The following is a 17,522-nucleotide window of genomic DNA, read 5'->3' on the forward strand; positions in this document are numbered from 1 at the left end:
AAAAGGAGAGATCATATGCTGACTGAAGAGTTGAGAAATGAAGCGGAACCGATCATCGAAGCAATCTATAATGACACTTTCATCCAGGGGCTGATACATGGAAACATCGATGCGGCTGCAGTCATCCATTACCTGAGGGCGGATTCATTGTATTTGGAGGAGTTTGCGAATCTCTATGCAATGCTGATTGCCAAATCCGATTCGAAGGACACTGTGAAATTCCTTCTGAGTCAGATGGAATTCCTGCTCGAAGGTGAAAGCGAAGCGCACGCAGTACTGGCGCAGGCGGTCGATATGCCCTATGAGGATATCATCAGGGACGGGGCGTGGTATCCATCCGCCGACCACTACATCAAACATATGTACTTCAATGCATTCTCGAGGGAGAATATCGCATTCACTTTGAGTGCGATGGCACCATGTCCATATGTCTACAGAAGGATTGCCGAGAAGGCGATGGCGCGGCATACATTTGAAGCCGGCCATCCTTATCGCGGCTGGTTTGAATTCTACGCCAGGGACATGGATGATACGCTCGATGTGATGCTGACGATAATCGATAACGAAGCGGAAAGAATGCCGGCTGAAGACATGAAGCAGCTCAGAAGGAATTTCATCGAAAGTGTGGAACATGAAAGGCGCTTCTTCAATATGGCGGCGACGAAAGAACGCTGGATGGAGGTGGATGTCCATGCATAGGATGCCGATTGCACTGACGGTGGCAGGAACGGACCCAACCGGCGGCGCGGGGGTGCTGGCAGACAGCAAGGCCTTCCATTCGAGAGGCGTATACGGCATGGCGGCCGTGACTTCGCTGACTGCCCAGAATACGATGGGCGTACAGGATGTGTTCAATGTTCCTGCAGAGTTTCTGGAGAAGCAGCTCGAGAGCATATTCAGTGACGAAGTGCCCCATGCGATGAAGAGTGGAATGGTCGCGACAATCGATATGATGGTAGTGGTTGCGAATATGGTGGAGGATTATAATATTCCTTTCGTCATCGATCCGGTCATGATCGCCACGAGTGGAGATGCGCTGATAGAAGAGGAATCGATCGAATTCCTCAGGAGTACGCTGCTTCCTGCGGCACTTACCGTCACGCCGAACATCCATGAGGCCGAGAAGATTACAGGGCATAAGATCGAGAAGGAAGCGGATGTCAGGAAGGCCGCCCGAATATTCCTTGATGAAATCGGTGTGCACAGTGTGACGATAAAGGGTGGGCATTTGGAAGGTGATGCTGTGGATTATCTTTTTACGCATGAGGACACAGTCATTCTGAGTGAACCGCGTATAGAAACCAGTCACACACACGGCACAGGGTGCACATTCTCTGCTGTAATGACGGCAGAGCTCGCAAAGGGAAAGACGCTTGAAGAGAGTTTCCGACTGGCAAAAAGATATATTACATCCGCCATCAGGAACAGTCCGGGCATCGGCAAAGGCAACGGTCCGGTCAACCATTTCAGTTTCAGGGAGGAACAGGTTCATGAATAGATTGGAAAGATTGAGAAAAGAAAATCCTCTGGTCGTCTGCATTACCAATGACGTGGTAAAAAACTTTATGGCAAACGGCATGCTGGCAATCGGCGCTTCTCCAATAATGAGCGGGGAAATATCGGAGTCTGAGGATCTGATGCAGGCGGCATCGGCACTATTGATCAACATCGGTACGGCGGACCGCGCCAAGGCGCATCTGATGGATGAGATGATGGAATCAGCGAATGAGAACGGGATTCCCATCATTTTTGATCCAGTCGGTTTCGGTGCGTCACGCTTCCGTGTGGATATTACGGAAGATCTGCTTGCCCGCCATAAAGTGGCGCTCATCAAAGGCAACGCTGGAGAGATGCTGGCACTCTCCGGGTCAGAAAGCCGGATGAAAGGTGTGGATTCTGCCGAAGCGGGAAATACTACAGAAATCGCCGAAGCCGTCCATCGAAGATATGGCGTCCCGGCACTGGTCACGGGAGAGAAGGATGCACTGGCAACGGAGCACGGGGTGACGACGATGGTCAATGGCCATGGCCTGCAGGGCAAGATTACAGGCTCCGGATGCCTGCTCGGCGGCATCACGGCTGCGTTCATCGGCACTGCGGACACTTTCGAAAGGGAGGCGGTTGTGGACGCTGTGAGCTACTACAATCTGTGTGCCGAAGCGGCTGCAGGCAAGTGTGCCATACCTGCGCCGGGCACCTTCATAGCCGGCCTCATCGATGAACTGTACCTGAACGACGATACTCTGCTTGAAGACAGTCTGGTTGGGGGCATATGATGGACCGGGAACTGCTCAGGCTCTATTTCATCTGTGGCAGTGAGGATGCGAAAGGGGAGCCCCTTGAAACCATACGCGAAGCACTGGAAGGCGGGGTGACCATTTTCCAGCTCAGGGAGAAGGGGACGCATCCACTCGAGGGGGAGGCATTGATCCGTTTCGCTTCGGACATCAAAGCAATATGCAAAGAGCATGATGTGCCGTTCATCGTCAATGACGACTGGAAGCTGGCTGAAGCGGTGGACGCTGACGGCATCCATCTGGGTCAGGATGACATGGCAGTATCCGATCTCCCTGAATATTTTGATGATAAGATCATCGGCCTGTCTGTAAGGGACGCAGCCGAACTTGAAGTGAGCAGCTTGGAAAAGGTCGACTACGTTGGTACAGGACCGGTATTCACCACACCTTCAAAGGCAGATGCAGGTGCAGCGATCGGTATCGAGGGTCTGGTCGAAATGAGACGGTTGATCGGCGATACGCCGATGGTCGCAATCGGCGGCATCAATGAAACAAACTACAAGGCCTGTCTGGATAGCGGAGCCGACGGCATCTCCCTCATCTCTGCAATCGCTTGGGCAGAAGATGTAAAAGGGGCAGCATCCGGCTTTCTCGATGGATGATTACACTCAAGTGATCCCCGTTTACATATATTAGGTGATACTGTAATATTGTATTTTAATATTCAGATAAAAATGGGGGGAGAACATTGAAGAAGATATTATCATCGCTTTTTTTATTGACCATCATGCTGATTGCGGGATGCAGCAATGATGACGAGCTGTCCGGCAGAACCTTCGATCTGGCCTATCCCCCTGGACCGGTCAGTGAAGGTGATGGGATGGAAGACCACAATGTATTCATGACATTGAGTTTTGATGATGGAAAAGTCGTGAGGGAAGATGGCAATGAAGTCGAGGGCCAGTACGACCTGGATGCGGAGACGCTTTCCATCCTCTTTGAACATGACGAAGAAACGCTGAATGTCGAGTTTGATGAATTCAATGGGAGTGACAGGACTTTCAGCGCCTATAATGCCATAGTTTCGAACGCCACACTGGATAAGTCTGAGGGGGAGCTGAGCTACCTGATGACTCTCGGTAATGAGTTCAGCATGCAGTTTCCGGTAGAATTCATAGAGAAGTGAGGGAAGCACCCTTTATGGGCGAAAGGATAGGGATTTGAAAAGAATGCATAGTGGAAAAGCAAGGGAGTGGGGGAAATTATGCCTGAAGTCTATGGGAACACAATCGATGAAAAGACCCGTTGCGTTCATTATCACTCGGCTGAAGACATCATTGCCATCAGGTTCAGATGCTGTGATAAATATTATCCATGCTACAGATGCCATAATGACAAAGAGGACCATGCCATTATTCCCTGGGAGAAGGAAAAATACGATGAACATGCCATATTGTGTGGTGTCTGCAACAGAGAACATACCATCAGCGAATATATGAATACTGGCAGATGTCTGCAGTGTGGTTCCGAGTTCAATGAAGGATGCAAGCTGCATCATCATATCTATTTTGAAGAAAATGGATAGTAGAATGCCATAGGGAAAAGCCTCTGTCCATTTGATTGGAAGAGGCTTTAAAAATGAGGAAAATCATCATTTAATCAATTTTTTGGACAAAGGCGAAACGCCAAGGCTCTGGATGACAAGTGAGAGGAAAACGGATGCGAAACCAAGTGAAATGATGATGTCCGCATCACCGGAACTGGTTTGGGAGTACAGGCTCAGAATCAAGTAGACCGACATGGAACCTTTCAGTCCGGACCATGATATGAGCACCGATTCCCTCCAATTGATTTTGTGCCGCCATTTGGAAAACATTTGTGTAGTCCCCATGATCACAATGAAACGGATGATCAATGACAGCGCAAAAATGATGAGGGCAAACCCCCATGAACCAAATAGGAGCGCATCTGCTGCTTGTATGCCGATCAACAGGAAGAGCAGTGAGAGGATGGAAGGTTCGACAATATTCCAAAAGCCATCCAACGATTCCCGGAAGTGCTCTTCCTTGCTTGCAGTGCCATACTCGAATGACAGCATTATACCTGCGAAGACGGTGGCGAGCACACCTGACACACTGATTGCTTCAGCAAGGTTGAATATGCCGTAGGCTAATATGATACTGAGCATCACCTGATACTGCCTGTGATGGGTGAAGTGGACCGCTTTAGCCATTAGCCAACCGAATATTACACCAAGGGCAGCACCCCCCACGGAGACGAGGAGGAATTCCCCGATGAAGGAGAAAACCGAAACGGAACGGTTGCCGGTGAACATGCCCGCAAGGACACTGAAGATGACGATGCTGGTGCCATCATTAATCATCGACTCCCCTTCGACTACGTCCGCCACCTTCTCGTCCCCTGCCGCTTTCTTGATGACCGAGACGACAGAAACCGGGTCAGTCGGTGTAAGAATCGCAGCAAGCAGCAGCGCGCCTACGAAAGAGATGGATACAAACGGCCCGCTGAGTGCATATATGGCAGCGCCAAGAAGAGCGACGGTGATCATGATGCCAACGGTCGCAAGGAAGATGATGATACCACCATTCTTCCTGAGTCCATCTGCAGGGAACTGGTAGGCTGATGTAAAGAGCAGGGCCGGCAGGAAGACATGATATATCGTCCGCTCCGTCACTTCGACAGTGGAGAAATATGGAATGAAGTAAAGGCCGATGCCCAACATCAGAAGAATGATGGGTACTGGAAAGTTTTCCTGCTTTTTGTCGATTGTGAATATGAGATATCCGATGAAAAGGAGAATGATGATTTGTGATGTTGTCAAAAGGACCACTTCCCGAATCGAATGATAATTTCCAATTCCCTCCAAAATGAAGTATAAACTTGTTGCATGACCTACCTTCAACGGGTATGGCTATTAAAAGGAAAGCTGTAAAAACGGAATTCCTGAAGAAGGAGGGATGGAGGGAGTTATGCAGAACTGGCTGACGGATATAATGAATGATTTCGGCTATATCGGCATTGCATTCCTGATTGCTGTTGAGAATATCTTTCCTCCCATACCCTCTGAAGTCGTGCTGACATTCGGTGGTTTCATGACCACACAGTCAAACTTGAGCATTACAGGAGTCGTCATTTCAGCAACCGCAGGATCTGTCGGAGGCGCTGTCGTATTGTATTTCCTCGGGATGCAGCTCGGTGTAGAAAGATTGGAGAAGATAGTGGGCAGGTGGGGGCATATCCTCCGACTTGAGAAGAAGGACATCCACAAAGCTCAGGGGTGGTTTGATAAATACGGCTCCTGGACAGTATTCTTCTGCCGCTTTATCCCATTGATGCGCAGCTTGATTTCCATTCCCGCCGGCATGGCGAAAATGAACATCATTCTGTTCCTTGTACTGACAACTGCAGGTACACTGATCTGGAATGTTGTTCTGGTCTATCTTGGCGCCTCCGTCGGCAATTCATGGCAGACGATCGTAGACTATATGAATGTGTACTCCGCAATTGTCTATTCGATACTGATCGTCCTTGCGCTTATTTTCGTGCACCTGTTCATAAGGAAAAAGAAGAAATGAGTTGAGATAATGAGACAGCCTGCCGCTCCCGTATGGAGTCGGCAGGCTGTCCCAGTTTTTCAGGGATCAGAAGCGAGAAGTACAGCAACTTATCCTTCCAGGAATTCCAATGCTTTTTCCAAATCGATATCTCCGGAAGTATGCTCGGGGGTCCATGGGGTATGAATGTCAGGGTGGATGGCGGAAACAGCATCACCAGCAGTTCTTTTATTCATGCCTGCCATCCTCGAAGTCGGATACCATAGCTCAAATAGATCTTCCCACTCTTCTATGACAAGGTTGGAGTAATCATTGACTCCTGCAGTCGCCCGGCCCATGACTGTAGCTTTAGATGACTCCTTGCAGAATTCAATCAAGACTTCAGACGCGCTGGCACAGTGCACATCAGATAAAACGACGACTTCTTTCGGGAAAGCCTTTCCCTGAATATTAATGACGGGCGGCTCACCCTCCAATATTTTGAATCCTTTTCCGACATTCTTTTTCATGTCCTCCACGTATTTATACAAGTTCTTTTTGACCGATTCGTCATCGATGTTCTCAAGAAACTGCCCAAATGCCTTTGCCGTGAGCTCTGCGTTCCGCCGGGTACAGTTGAACTCCTGGATTGAATCCTCAAGCGTAATCGATGTCTCCCCTTCCGGGAAGAGGTAGGGCAGCAGATTCCTGAATGCCAGATCGCTGCCGCCACCATTTTCCCTGACATCAATGATGAGTTTTTCAGCAGTATTCAATTCCTCTTCGTATTGCTCAAGCAGCGCCTCTACAGCTTTTACATCGCCGAACGAGGGGAGGGTCATGAAAAGCACATCTTCTTTAAGCCAGTCTACTTTGAACTGGGGCTTCTGGTCCTGCCGTGCAAACTGTTTCAGTTCCAATATTCTTGTTGTCCCATTACTGCCTTCAATTTCGCAACGGGCATACCTTTGGATGATCGGTCTCCAGTTTTCCCTTTCTGCTACGGTTTCGAACAGTTCTCTTGCGTGTTTTCCAATGAGCACATTGATCGGTATGCCATCCAAAGAAAGGAGGACATCCCCGGCCTCCAGACGATCATCATCCGTCACTTCAGTAACATGAAGCTTATCATCAAACCGCCTTGCGCTGAACCCATTATGGTATGTATTGTGTTTTTCGTTGTCCTTCAATCTGAAATAGATGTGACGGTCCTTGAAGTCGAGCAGATAATCTTCCACAATTTCCTGGAATATCCCGGGGTCGAGCACATCTTCATTTTCCATTTTTTTTATCTGGGACCTGTACTTTTCAGGATCATCCCACCCCTTCTTGTCCAGATGGCCGGAATAGTCATTATGTGTGATTGAGACGATGTCATCAAAGATTTCTGTATACATGGCACCTCCTATTGCGGATATTTTAAGAATGTCATTTCAGCAGTCGGATCCGGATGGCAAGTGTTCCCCATTCAACCTCCTGTTCCTGCGCATATATTTCATAGGTGCTTCCAACCATCTCTTCGATTGTCCGGCTTTCGGCATCCATATCCTTTGCGGGAATATCCCCGTACATAGCGTAGAAGGTAGGGTAGGTATGCAACTCCACCACCTCCACTGTCAAAGTTTCACCATCTTCGGGGAGCTTTGTGAATCTTATGGTATCCCCGACATCGATTCTTCTTCTTTTTGAGTCATTCAGCCTGACTTCCACTGTTTTTCGTCCAGTTTTCATTGAATTGAAGGGTGCTTCATATAATCCCATGCTGTATTCCATTGTCTAGTCTCCATTCGGATCAATTGTAGATGTGAGGGGCGTAAAGTCCATAACCCGATTACTATATATGGTAACATATCAATAAGTGAAAATTTAGAAAAATAAAGTTAAAAAGATAGGACGTGGTAGTTATGATAAGATATCCAATTTTAGCGGAAAAAACCGAAATAGGAATAACGGCACCATCATCCGGCATCCCAAAAGAGATGCATGGCTTATTGGAGTCGTCCATACAGAAATTAAAAGATAAAGGCTACTCGGTTGTTTCTGGTGAGACTGCATGGACACAGGAAAAGGCGAGGTCTGCTTCTGCAAAAAAGCGGGCGGAAGAGTTCAATGAAATGATGCGCGATGAATCGATTGGCCTTATTTTCCCTCCGTGGGGCGGGGAGCTGTTGATCGAAACACTTGAATATATAGACTTTGATAATATCCGTGAGAAATGGGTGCTGGGCTATTCAGACATCAGTCTCCTGCTGCTGGTGATTACTTTGAAGACGGGGATTGCTACAGCCCATGGAACAAGCCTCCTCGATCTTCGGGGAGAGGAGTCGGATGAAACTACAGGGATGTGGGAATCTGTTTTATCCAATAAAGAAGGAGACACCGTCATTCAATATTCATCAGAAAGATACCAGGAGGATTGGGATTTTGATAATCCTACACCCCACATTTTCAATCTGACTGAAGAGACGCATTGGAAGACAGTTTCAGGTCATGATGGAAAATTCGAAGGCCGACTGTTGGGGGGATGTATGGACACCATTCGGCATTTGATCGGTACACCGTTTGGAAATGTTCAAAGCTTCAAGGAAGGTCATATCCCGGATGAACCCATCCTCTGGTACCTGGAAAACTGCGAGATGTCTATTGTCGAACTCAGAAGGACACTGGTCCATATGAAACTTGCAGGGTGGTTCAAAGACGCATCAGCCATCATGTTCGGGAGAAGCTCATCAGACATACCTGTTGAAGATTATACAGTTCAGGATGTATACCAGGACCTTTCAGAAGAACTGGGTATCCCTATTGTCTACGATATTGACTGTGGCCATATGCCCCCACAGATTACCTTTATAAATGGCGCATATGCAGAAGTAGAAGTGAAGGCAGGCAACGGAATGGTCTCACAAACTTTCAGATAGAACAGAACCCGGTACAATATTGTCTTCTTCCAAAACAGACATATGATCATATAAGGTTCAAGCAGTTCTAAACCTGAAGACAAGGAGGAAGGGTCGATGGAATTCATAGAGATAAATGAGGATAATTTCTGGAAGATTATTAATATGGAAGTTAATGAGAATCAGGCCGGATTTGTCGCCCCTAATGTAAAATCTCTGGCAGAAGCCTACTTATACAGAAATGATGATGATGTAATCCCGTACGCTATACAAGACCAGGATGAAGTAGTCGGATTTATATTGATTGATATCGATGCTGAAAAACGGGAATTTATGATCTGGCGGATGATGATAGATAAAAGATATCAGAAGCGGGGATATGGGAAGCAGACGATTCAAAAAGCGATTGAAATGGCTAGAAAGACGGGCAAGTATGACGTACTGGTGGCAGATTATGTTAAAGAAAATGAAGTGATGGGAAAATTGCTCAAATCCATCGGTTTCTATTCCCATTCATTTGATGAGGAGAACAACGAATATGTTTTGCATTACGAACTGTAAACAGTTCTATTCCTGGAGTGACTATAGAATGTAGTGGACATGTCATTTGTTGGGAGGGAAGCAATTGAGTAAAAAAGCATTTCATGTATACAACGTTATTATTTTGCTTCTATTGTTATCGTTTAACCTTCTAGTCCTGTTCGCCTTTGGTATCGGGGAGGGTGGAATGGGGTTTTCACAGTGGGTGCCAATAGCGCTTTCGTTTTTGATCTGGGGTGTTTTTTACCTCATTCAATTTGCACGTTCCAACAAGACTTGGAGAATAGCCTGGTTTTGTATCATGTTAGTATTTCTATACTTCTGGCAGACAGGTGTTGGTGCAGCTTTCGGCAGGTTGATTGGCTAGAGCAGGGTCACTTTTATTGTCCTTGGTAGGATAACATGAGGGTTTAAACTGTATGTGACGAAAGATGCAAGGTATCCATTACAAAGGAATTGTTGTGAAAAGAGAAAATATATTTCAATGAAAGAAGCTTGATAATGAGAAAAACAGTGGTCATTCTACTCATCATCTCTGTCATCTGCATCGCATTTGCTGCGATTTTTGTAAAGTTGTCTGAAGCACCGGCCAGCATCATCAGCATGTACAGAATGATGTTTGCCAGTATCTTGCTGACTCCGATTGTCTTCAAGTACAGGCGGGAATTGACGAAACCCACACGCAGAGAGTGGGGCGCCCTGATTATTGCAGGACTATTCCTCGCAATGCATTTCGGATTCTGGTTCGCCTCCCTGCATCTCACTTCCGTAGCAAGTTCTACGGTCATTCTCGCTTTGCAGCCCATTGCTGCGATGGTGGGTGCCTTTCTGGTCTACAGGGAGCGGGTGAGTGCCAAAGTCGCATTTTCGGTGTTCGTTTCGTTCTTTGGGGTGGTCATCATCAGTTGGGGGGACTTCAGCTTCACCGACTTGAGCGCCATTGCGGGCAACATGCTTTCCTTCCTGGGCGTCATAACCGTTGTCTGCTACTTTATGATCGGACAGAATTCCGTCCGGAACCTCACGCATTGGGTCTACAGTTTCATTGTATTCGGTATCGCCGGGTTCTTTCTATTGATATACAACATGGCCACCCGGACGGATTTGTTTATGTACCCACCAAAGGAGTGGGGACTATTCCTGCTGCTTGCGATTTTTCCCACGATTGCACATGTCATATTCAATTACCTGCTGAATGAGGTGAGTCCGACAACGATTTCCATGGCCATGCTGCTCGAGCCCGTTGGTGCATCCATACTGGCATTCTTCCTGCTTTCGGAACACTTGGATATATATCAAATTTTCGGGGGAATCATCGTACTGTTCGGTGTCTACTTCTTCCTGTTGAGCCAGCGGAAGCGGAAATACATGGAAAGTTAGGAACGAAATACTCTACATTTTTTATAGATTTTTTGAACATAAAACTTGATTTGTCATAATCTATTTTTTCCTCATAGAATCTGTGGGCCTCTTTACGTGCCAATACGGATGAAAGGGCGAAACTTTCATAATTATTCTTTTCAGCCCATTCATATACGAAATCAAAAAGCTTCTTTCCGTGACCTTTAGATCTGATCTTATGGTCTGTGACCAGATCACATACCCAGACCAATCTACCGTAATAAAGTGTAATCATAGATTTGAATCCGCAGACTGCAACTATTTCCTCATTTTCGAATAGGACATGCAAAAGATAATTATCTACTTCTTTCGCTTCTTTTACAAGATCCACATACTGTAATTCATCCAGGTGTGTCCTCAGTTGTTTCATTACAGTAAAGTCACTGCGAATTTCTCCATCTGTATTCAATTCTTTTATAATCGATATTTTCAAGTTGTTAACTCCTTTTACATCGATTTATTAATATACTCAGGCGTAACTTATTGTCAATTCCAAAAAGGCTTTGAAATTCTCTTTCTTCTCAATATCAAGGCTATGGTTATTGAACTTAAAGGTAGCCAGTGGGCAGTTACGCATCAAATCTGCTACTTCCTCCCTGAAGCCATGAGGACACTGTGCATCATGGCTGCCACAATAGACATAGGTTTTCACAGGAGTTTTCTCCAGTTCTTTGCGGAAATCATAGTCCTTGAGCTCTGATTTGTAGTAATCAATTTTGCACATCAACATTCTTCCGCTTTCTTTCCGAATAAGCAGTTCATAGTAGGCGTTTTTCCTGTACAGTGACATCATTGTCAATTCCGCGGACAGGGTGATGCGTTCTTCCCATGGTGTCTCCGGTTTGTGAAGTTCTGCAAATATTTCTTCATCCTCTTATTTTTTGGGTTATTCTTGCTATAGAATAGATACGGCCTGGAGACTCATATAATGCATATAGCCCACCCGCAGTTATCTTTGAGAGACTATTCGGACTCATCACTGCATATTTCAAAGCAAGGAACCCCCCAATGGAATAATTGGAAAATGTCTATTTATTGAACCATAGTGATTCTCTGATCGATTCTAAGTAGTGAATGGCATCTTCCATGTTGTATGTATATTCATCAGTTTGGTCGTCAGACCGCCCGAGACCGCGCAAGTTGATGAGATGGAAAGTATAGTGTACGGATAAAATCTGAGACATGATGTTGCCCTTCTTATTAAATTCACTGTAGAAGTGCGTAAAGGCCAAAGGCAGTTTTTTACTTACTTTAAAAATTTCAAATTATCCTGGTTCTGTATCCAACATTATTGAAAGAAATATTCAATTCCTCCTTTTTGATATTAATAATATCTAAAAATTTAATCTTTAATTTGATATAATTATTGTATAACAATTAAATACCAATAGTATAATGTAAATGAAACTTTTTTATTCAAAAGAAGTTATTTGAAAAGATTTTTCTAAAGCTTATTTCCAGCATGTTGAGACTCCAATTTGTTCAAGCGAATGAAGGATTCATAATCAAGTATTCATAGCTTTGGTTGTATCCTTTATAAATGTGAACGTTGAAACTATACTCGCAATAAGAGGTGGGTTATTAAAAAACAATCGTTACCTGGAAGCTGATTTTTAGTTTTTCAAAATATAAAGTCATTACAATCTCGGCAACAAAGTGAGGATGACTGGTTCGCTTATCTCGATAGTGAATATATCCATAAATACATTTACTAGATATAATCAGAAAGTACAACAGTGAAGAAAAATGTAATAGTGCCTACATAGTTATCATAAACGCAATAAGGAGTAATAAGAATCTAGATATTTACTTATAAAATAAAACACAGCCTAATGATAATTAAGTGAAGGGGAGGGGGAAATATGAAAACAATACCTTATGAAGTGTCAGAACAAATAATTCAATGCTTCGGAAAATGCTTCCATTTAAAAGATACTGTTGCTGCATTTATGATTTCATCTGATGTACCGTACTCACTTGTCAATAAATATCGACATGAATATAAATTTGTTTGGGCGAGAAGAGTTCTAGAGGAATTGTCTACTACAGAAGAAGGTAGGGTGATACAAAATAGAATTTTAACTAACCTTTATATGCTAAGAGATTTACCAGATAAGACAGTTAAAGATAGAAACACTGGTTTAAAAACATTACGACAACTAAAGAAAATAGCTTTAGAAAATAAACTAATAGAACAACAAGAAAAAGAAACTCATAATAGTAAGGAAAAAATTGAGAGAGAAAGATTACTATTAATAGAACAAAGAAAGGAGCGTTTAGAACAAGTTCGCAAGTCCTTTAACGAAGCATTAATAATGACAGATCGGCAAAAAGCTGGATTTATACTAGAAGATATTCTTAAAGAACTATTCGAAGTATTTGATATAGACTATAGAAAATCCTTTCGTAATCCAACTAACACTCAACAGATAGACGGCCATTTTAAATTTGAAGGCTTCGATTATCTCGTTGAATCAAAATGGACCACTAGCTTTCCCGACTCAGCAGATATTTCTAGCTTTAAAAATAAAATTGACTCTAAGCTATCAAGTACTAGAGGTATATTCATCTCGATAATCGGTTTTAGAGACGGAGTAGTTCAAGAATTCAGTGGAAGAGACTCAAAAATTATTTTTGTTAGTGGCGAAGATCTTATTCATGTTCTTGAGGGAAGATTAGACTTGCATGAAGCTTTAAGGATGAAAATTAAAAAAGCTGCACAAGAAGGGGTAACTTATTTTTCTGTTTCTAATCTTTAAGTTAACTTATAAAAGTGGATATATTGAAATGGGCTGAAGTGTATAGTGATGCCCATACACACCTGTGTTCGATCAAATGGAAAATTTCAGACAACGTCTCTCCTTTTTGAGGCATATTAATGACAAAGGACTTCAACGTGTCATTGCACTGCTTATAAGGGACAGTAGTCTGTTGTTTTAAGACACCACTCAAGTCACGAGGGACCCCAATCTTAATTTTTTCATATTCTGTATGTAAGATGAAAGAATACACACTATTTCTGAAATTTCCGGAATTGAAGCCAATGCAATCACATTTTTCATAGTCTCAGAATGCTGGTATTGCTGTTTTAAGCAATGTATTCTCTGCAGTTTTCAGGTGACTGAGAAAAATTCTTGCAACGTCTTCTTTTTATTTATTCATTTATACAAGATGTTTTACGCTCTCAATTAAAACCCAAAATATATTTTAATTTGTGTGATGGACAACTTAATTAGTAAAAATAGAATACTCTTAAAATACGTTATTTCAAAAGTTAGCTTTAGTAGAATTAAGGACTACCATGCTAAGGAAAAGAGGCTTAGATAGATGTATGAATGCGTTGATCAAGAAACGATTTTCAATTTGATTAATACTCCTGAGGATGAAATGCATGATTTTAAACAAGTGTGGTATAAAAAGAGCCAAAAACCAGAAATGGTGAGAGATATATTTAGCTTCGTAAATACTACTCACCATAGGGTGTGTTATCTAATAATAGGAGTAACAGATCAACAAAAAGTCGTTGGAGTAGAAGAAGATCCTAATCGAATGAATCAACAAAATATGATTGACTTTATCAGTCATTTGCCTATTGCTAATGATGCTATTCCAAAAGTTTATGTACAAAAAATAAAGATAGATGGTCATGAGATTGATATTATAATCATCCCCAATACTAGAAATGTTCCTATATATCTATCTTCAAAATATCCTCAAAAAGGGCAAGGGAAGCCTCTTAATCCTGGGCAAATTTTTTCTCGCATAGGGGATGTAAACACACCGATTACTGAAACAACGAACTTTTACCAAGTGCAATCCTTATGGAGAAAACAATTCCATTTAGATGTTCCTATACAAGAGCAGTATAAATATGTATTAAAAGATACATTTAATTGGTCTTATATAGAGCAAGATGAAAATCATGGGTTTGTATATAATCTAAATCCTGACTTTTTTATAGCAATGGAGGACGACGATATAAATCGTCATCAAGTAGAGGCGTTAAGCATTGACCAAATTAAAGTAAGGATGGGTTGGAATTTTTTAAAACTAAAGTTTAGAAATTTAACGATTTCTTCATTACTAATAGTTTCAATTGATGAATCTAGATATTACATGGTTGTTCCAGATCATCACTTCATTAAAAATAATGATAACAGGAACCATCCCTTAGCATATTATGCAATGATAGAAGAAACATTTATACATTTAGTTGATAAAATGATTAACCATGCTCCTAATTCTTTTACTAACTATGATAGCCATTCGAGCGAAAAAACTAGGAATAATATTGTAATTTACCAAAACGAAGAGGAAAAAGATGAGATACATAGTAAAATTTTAAAATTATATCCAGAGCTTTCAAATTCAATAGAACCCTCGTTGGAAGAAGTGGAGGACTATTCAAGAAAGGTGAAATCTCAAATTGATAAAAAAAGTGGATACAACGAAGATAATATTCGTTATATTCTTCGTCAAAGGAATTTAGCACAATTAATTAATAACTATATATACCGTTAATCATAAGTGTTCTGTATAAAAGCATAATGATGGACTATGAGATGAAGAATATAACCATACACAGTGAACACCAAAAGAGGGTCTGATGCCGAAATGTCCCTTATCTGCCTCTTTGATTATATTGCTTCTTTAAAACTAAAAAGAGTTATGAAATTTTACCACAGAATTTTCCAGGTCTATTTCTTTTTTATTCTTTTTGATGGATTTTATCAACTTTCTCACCGTCTGTCTTGAAGTGCATGACTATCCATTCCGATGGAATTTATACTTTTTTGGCAACGATGAATATGAGTGGCACTCCTTTTTTATGTATTTGTATTTTCTTATAAGCAGTATATCAGCTATAAAAGAAATTTTAGGTTATGAAATGTAAAAAGATGGTACTTGTGATAGGCTGGGGAATGTATGGTTGTATAAAATGCAATCACGCAAATACACCGAGAGGAGTGGTTGTAGATGTTAAAGTCAGCAATGGAAATCAAAGCATTACATAAGGATATTGGTCGTAAGAACATCATCAAAAACTTGAGTTTTGATATTCGTCCTGGCGAAGTGTTCGGATTCATCGGGCCCAATGGCGCGGGTAAGACAACGACAATCCGCATGATGGTCGGACTGATTGGCATTACGAAGGGTGATGTGGTCATCAAGGGCCACAGCATCAAGAAGGATTACAGTAAAGCAATCAGTGAAGTGGGGGCCATCGTTGAGAATCCAGAGATGTATCCTTTCATGACGGGATGGCAGAATCTGAAGCACTTCGCAGGGATGTCGAATGGAATCACTAATGAACGCATCAATGAAGTGGTCCAGCTAGTGGGGCTTGAAAATGCGATCAAGACCAAGGTTGGCAAGTACTCACTCGGGATGAGACAGCGCCTTGGGATTGCGCAGGCATTGCTGCACAAACCATCCGTCCTCATCCTGGATGAACCGACTAATGGACTCGATCCGGCAGGCATACGGGAAATCCGGCGTTACATACGGAGATTGGCTGTGGAGGATAATGTTTCAGTCATCGTATCCAGCCACCTGCTCAGTGAAATCGAGCTGATGTGCGATCGCATAGGTGTCATAAAGAACGGCAAACTTATTGCGATCAAAGATCTGAATGAAGAAGCGGATACTGAGGAATGTACCGTAAATCTAGAGGTAAATCCTCAAGAAGAAGCGATTGAAGTTGTGCGCGCACTTCCCAATATCAAATTGCTGGATACAAATGAGCGGATACAGATTCAAATCAATAGAAACGACATCCCACATCTCGTGACCACGCTGGTACAAAAAGATGTGCAGGTATTCGGCGTCAATGTCGCGCAGTCGACATTAGAAGATCGATTCCTTGAGATGATTGGAGAGAACACCATTGAATAATCTATTTAACCTGATCAAAAATGAACTCGGCAAAATCTACGTGATGAAGTCTACATGGATCATGTATGTATTTCTGGTGGCACTCGTCATCTTCAGCTTCATCATGAATATGGTTACCGACTCGGTGGATACAGAGACGACATATTCCGATGACTGGAAGACTGAACTGCAAGAGGAAAATCAGGCACTTATGGAAGAAATTGAAGCGGAAGGCGAAGACAATCCCTTCATCGAGTCCCGTAATATGGAATTGATACAGGAGAAAAATTATCAGCTGGAAAATGATATCCGGCCTTATGGATACCATGCCGGCGACTTCGTTTTGGACAACCTGTTCACGACATCACTCGTCAGCCTGTTCGTCATCATCATTGCCGGCGGCATCGTCGCGAATGAATTCAGGTGGGGCACAATCAAGCAGCTCCTGATCCGGCCGATTTCAAGGAGTACGATACTGCTCTCAAAATATATCGCCCTTCTGCTGTTCACACTGTTCACTGTGGTATTCCTGCTTGCAACCAGCATACTCGTAGGAGCAGTCATCTATGGCATCCCAGCCATCAATCCGGAAGTTATCGTAAACCGTCCTGAAGGTCTGGCGAGCAATGGATTATTGTCTGAGATTGTCATGCAATATGGATTCAAAGTCCTCAACATCATTGTACTTGCAACGTTCGGCTTCATGATATCGAGCATCTTCAGGAGCAGTGCACTCGCAATCGGGCTCTCCATGTTCCTCATGTTCGTCGGCACCACAGTCGCCCAAGCCATGGCACAATATGCATGGTCCAAATATATACTCTTCGCCAATACCGATCTCTCCGTATATTTTACACCGTACGGACCGATACGTGAAGAGATGACTGTAGGATTCTCAGTCGGCGTCACTGCAGTATATATGGTCATATTCATTATTGCCGCCTGGGCTGTGTTCACTAAGCGGGATGTGGCTTAAAAACGAAAATAAAAATCAGGGTGAAGCTTCTGCTTCATCCTGA

21 protein-coding genes and 1 pseudogene are annotated in these 17,522 nt (G+C 43.1%); 15 read left to right on the top strand and 7 right to left on the bottom strand.

Translation table 11 applies throughout. The features are described from left to right. The first annotated feature begins 15 nt into the window (after positions 1–15). From tenA to RQP18_RS06205, 6 genes are all read left to right on the top strand, one after another. Positions 16–699, top strand: a complete 684-nt coding sequence (gene tenA / locus RQP18_RS06180) for a thiaminase II (RefSeq protein WP_342389280.1) — start codon at positions 16–18, stop codon at positions 697–699. Then, positions 692–1,498: a bifunctional hydroxymethylpyrimidine kinase/phosphomethylpyrimidine kinase gene (gene thiD / locus RQP18_RS06185; RefSeq protein WP_342389377.1), complete on the top strand. Its 807-nt coding sequence runs from the start codon at positions 692–694 to the stop codon at positions 1,496–1,498. Before tenA ends, thiD begins: the two co-directional genes overlap by 8 nt. Further along, complete coding sequence (thiM, locus tag RQP18_RS06190) at positions 1,491–2,276, top strand: hydroxyethylthiazole kinase (RefSeq protein ID WP_342389281.1); 786 nt, start codon at positions 1,491–1,493, stop codon at positions 2,274–2,276. The genes thiD and thiM overlap by 8 nt, the downstream gene beginning before the upstream one ends. Beyond that, a complete protein-coding gene (gene thiE / locus RQP18_RS06195; protein WP_373446147.1) occupies positions 2,273–2,899 on the top strand; it encodes a thiamine phosphate synthase in 627 nt (208 codons plus the stop codon). Before thiM ends, thiE begins: the two co-directional genes overlap by 4 nt. Before the next feature lie 86 nt (positions 2,900–2,985). Beyond that, positions 2,986–3,423, top strand: coding sequence for a hypothetical protein (locus RQP18_RS06200; protein WP_342389283.1), 438 nt, complete (start codon positions 2,986–2,988; stop codon positions 3,421–3,423). 78 nt (positions 3,424–3,501) lie between these two features. After that, positions 3,502–3,822 carry a CHY zinc finger protein gene (locus tag RQP18_RS06205; RefSeq protein ID WP_342389285.1) on the top strand — a complete coding sequence of 107 codons (321 nt, stop codon included), beginning with the start codon at positions 3,502–3,504 and terminating at the stop codon, positions 3,820–3,822. Between the two features lie 66 nt (positions 3,823–3,888). Here RQP18_RS06205 and RQP18_RS06210 read toward each other — a convergent pair whose 3' ends face one another. Continuing rightward, on the bottom strand, positions 3,889–5,079 hold the full coding sequence (locus RQP18_RS06210) for a cation:proton antiporter (protein ID WP_342389286.1): 1,191 nt from the start codon (positions 5,077–5,079) through the stop codon (positions 3,889–3,891). A gap of 148 nt (positions 5,080–5,227) precedes the next feature. Between RQP18_RS06210 and RQP18_RS06215 the strand changes: the two genes are divergently transcribed. Beyond that, a complete protein-coding gene (locus tag RQP18_RS06215) occupies positions 5,228–5,833 on the top strand; it encodes a DedA family protein (protein ID WP_342389287.1) in 606 nt (201 codons plus the stop codon). An 89-nt stretch (positions 5,834–5,922) separates the two neighbouring features. On the opposite strand, the gene RQP18_RS06220 is transcribed toward RQP18_RS06215, so the two are convergent. Further along, positions 5,923–7,188, bottom strand: a complete 1,266-nt coding sequence (locus tag RQP18_RS06220; protein WP_342389288.1) for a S41 family peptidase — start codon at positions 7,186–7,188, stop codon at positions 5,923–5,925. Between the two features lie 31 nt (positions 7,189–7,219). After that, positions 7,220–7,564: an ASCH domain-containing protein gene (locus RQP18_RS06225; RefSeq protein ID WP_342389289.1), complete on the bottom strand. Its 345-nt coding sequence runs from the start codon at positions 7,562–7,564 to the stop codon at positions 7,220–7,222. A 131-nt stretch (positions 7,565–7,695) separates the two neighbouring features. Between RQP18_RS06225 and RQP18_RS06230 the strand changes: the two genes are divergently transcribed. The 4 genes from RQP18_RS06230 to RQP18_RS06245 all read left to right on the top strand — a co-directional run bounded on the left by RQP18_RS06230 (position 7,696) and on the right by RQP18_RS06245 (position 10,608). Next, positions 7,696–8,709, top strand: a complete 1,014-nt coding sequence (locus RQP18_RS06230) for a S66 family peptidase (RefSeq protein ID WP_342389290.1) — start codon at positions 7,696–7,698, stop codon at positions 8,707–8,709. Positions 8,710–8,805: 96 nt separating this feature from the next. Further along, positions 8,806–9,249 (top strand): GNAT family N-acetyltransferase, encoded by a 444-nt coding sequence (locus RQP18_RS06235; protein WP_342389291.1) that lies wholly within the window; start codon positions 8,806–8,808, stop codon positions 9,247–9,249. Between the two features lie 64 nt (positions 9,250–9,313). Next, positions 9,314–9,595, top strand: coding sequence for a hypothetical protein (locus RQP18_RS06240; protein ID WP_342389292.1), 282 nt, complete (start codon positions 9,314–9,316; stop codon positions 9,593–9,595). Positions 9,596–9,729: 134 nt separating this feature from the next. Continuing rightward, on the top strand, positions 9,730–10,608 hold the full coding sequence (locus RQP18_RS06245; RefSeq protein ID WP_342389293.1) for a DMT family transporter: 879 nt from the start codon (positions 9,730–9,732) through the stop codon (positions 10,606–10,608). Here the strand turns inward: RQP18_RS06245 and RQP18_RS06250 are convergent. The 3 genes from RQP18_RS06250 to RQP18_RS06260 all read right to left on the bottom strand — a co-directional run bounded on the left by RQP18_RS06250 (position 10,541) and on the right by RQP18_RS06260 (position 11,813). After that, positions 10,541–11,062: a GNAT family N-acetyltransferase gene (locus tag RQP18_RS06250; protein ID WP_342389294.1), complete on the bottom strand. Its 522-nt coding sequence runs from the start codon at positions 11,060–11,062 to the stop codon at positions 10,541–10,543. The two genes, RQP18_RS06245 and RQP18_RS06250, sit on opposite strands and share 68 nt — an antisense overlap. A 36-nt stretch (positions 11,063–11,098) precedes the next feature. After that, positions 11,099–11,353, bottom strand: coding sequence for an alpha/beta fold hydrolase (locus tag RQP18_RS06255; protein ID WP_342389295.1), 255 nt, complete (start codon positions 11,351–11,353; stop codon positions 11,099–11,101). A gap of 304 nt (positions 11,354–11,657) precedes the next feature. Further along, positions 11,658–11,813, bottom strand: a complete 156-nt coding sequence (locus tag RQP18_RS06260) for a hypothetical protein (protein WP_342389296.1) — start codon at positions 11,811–11,813, stop codon at positions 11,658–11,660. 678 nt (positions 11,814–12,491) lie between these two features. On the opposite strand from RQP18_RS06260, the gene RQP18_RS06265 reads away from it, so the two are divergent. Further along, positions 12,492–13,388 carry a hypothetical protein gene (locus RQP18_RS06265; protein WP_342389297.1) on the top strand — a complete coding sequence of 299 codons (897 nt, stop codon included), beginning with the start codon at positions 12,492–12,494 and terminating at the stop codon, positions 13,386–13,388. Between the two features lies 1 nt (position 13,389). On the opposite strand, the pseudogene RQP18_RS06270 reads toward RQP18_RS06265, so the two are convergent. Continuing rightward, a pseudogene (locus tag RQP18_RS06270) lies at positions 13,390–13,680 on the bottom strand (transposase); the annotation flags it as partial. Positions 13,681–13,956: 276 nt separating this feature from the next. On the opposite strand from RQP18_RS06270, the gene RQP18_RS06275 reads away from it, so the two are divergent. The 3 genes from RQP18_RS06275 to RQP18_RS06285 all read left to right on the top strand — a co-directional run bounded on the left by RQP18_RS06275 (position 13,957) and on the right by RQP18_RS06285 (position 17,479). Then, positions 13,957–15,150 carry a helix-turn-helix domain-containing protein gene (locus RQP18_RS06275; RefSeq protein WP_342389298.1) on the top strand — a complete coding sequence of 398 codons (1,194 nt, stop codon included), beginning with the start codon at positions 13,957–13,959 and terminating at the stop codon, positions 15,148–15,150. 456 nt (positions 15,151–15,606) lie between these two features. After that, entirely contained in the window at positions 15,607–16,524 is a 918-nt protein-coding gene (locus RQP18_RS06280) for an ABC transporter ATP-binding protein (protein ID WP_342389299.1), read from the top strand. Further along, complete coding sequence (locus RQP18_RS06285; protein ID WP_342389300.1) at positions 16,517–17,479, top strand: ABC transporter permease; 963 nt, start codon at positions 16,517–16,519, stop codon at positions 17,477–17,479. Before RQP18_RS06280 ends, RQP18_RS06285 begins: the two co-directional genes overlap by 8 nt. Positions 17,480–17,522: the final 43 nt, after the last annotated feature.

This window comes from Salinicoccus sp. Bachu38, assembly GCF_038561955.2.
GTDB lineage: Bacteria > Bacillota > Bacilli > Staphylococcales > Salinicoccaceae > Salinicoccus > Salinicoccus bachuensis.

Excerpts from the sequence above, each read along its gene's own strand:
- RQP18_RS06275 (WP_342389298.1), top strand. The coding sequence starts at position 13,957 with ATGTATGAATGCGTTGATCAAGAAACGATTTTCAATTTGATTAATACT.
- RQP18_RS06235 (WP_342389291.1), top strand. The coding sequence starts at position 8,806 with ATGGAATTCATAGAGATAAATGAGGATAATTTCTGGAAGATTATTAAT.
- thiM (WP_342389281.1), top strand. The coding sequence starts at position 1,491 with ATGAATAGATTGGAAAGATTGAGAAAAGAAAATCCTCTGGTCGTCTGC.
- RQP18_RS06280 (WP_342389299.1), top strand. The coding sequence starts at position 15,607 with ATGTTAAAGTCAGCAATGGAAATCAAAGCATTACATAAGGATATTGGT.
- RQP18_RS06205 (WP_342389285.1), top strand. The coding sequence starts at position 3,502 with ATGCCTGAAGTCTATGGGAACACAATCGATGAAAAGACCCGTTGCGTT.
- RQP18_RS06265 (WP_342389297.1), top strand. The coding sequence starts at position 12,492 with ATGAAAACAATACCTTATGAAGTGTCAGAACAAATAATTCAATGCTTC.
- thiD (WP_342389377.1), top strand. The coding sequence starts at position 692 with ATGCATAGGATGCCGATTGCACTGACGGTGGCAGGAACGGACCCAACC.
- RQP18_RS06245 (WP_342389293.1), top strand. The coding sequence starts at position 9,730 with ATGAGAAAAACAGTGGTCATTCTACTCATCATCTCTGTCATCTGCATC.
- RQP18_RS06260 (WP_342389296.1), bottom strand. The coding sequence starts at position 11,813 with ATGTCTCAGATTTTATCCGTACACTATACTTTCCATCTCATCAACTTG.
- thiE (WP_373446147.1), top strand. The coding sequence starts at position 2,273 with ATGATGGACCGGGAACTGCTCAGGCTCTATTTCATCTGTGGCAGTGAG.
- RQP18_RS06255 (WP_342389295.1), bottom strand. The coding sequence starts at position 11,353 with ATGTGCAAAATTGATTACTACAAATCAGAGCTCAAGGACTATGATTTC.
- RQP18_RS06230 (WP_342389290.1), top strand. The coding sequence starts at position 7,696 with ATGATAAGATATCCAATTTTAGCGGAAAAAACCGAAATAGGAATAACG.
- tenA (WP_342389280.1), top strand. The coding sequence starts at position 16 with ATGCTGACTGAAGAGTTGAGAAATGAAGCGGAACCGATCATCGAAGCA.
- RQP18_RS06215 (WP_342389287.1), top strand. The coding sequence starts at position 5,228 with ATGCAGAACTGGCTGACGGATATAATGAATGATTTCGGCTATATCGGC.
- RQP18_RS06220 (WP_342389288.1), bottom strand. The coding sequence starts at position 7,188 with ATGTATACAGAAATCTTTGATGACATCGTCTCAATCACACATAATGAC.
- RQP18_RS06225 (WP_342389289.1), bottom strand. The coding sequence starts at position 7,564 with ATGGAATACAGCATGGGATTATATGAAGCACCCTTCAATTCAATGAAA.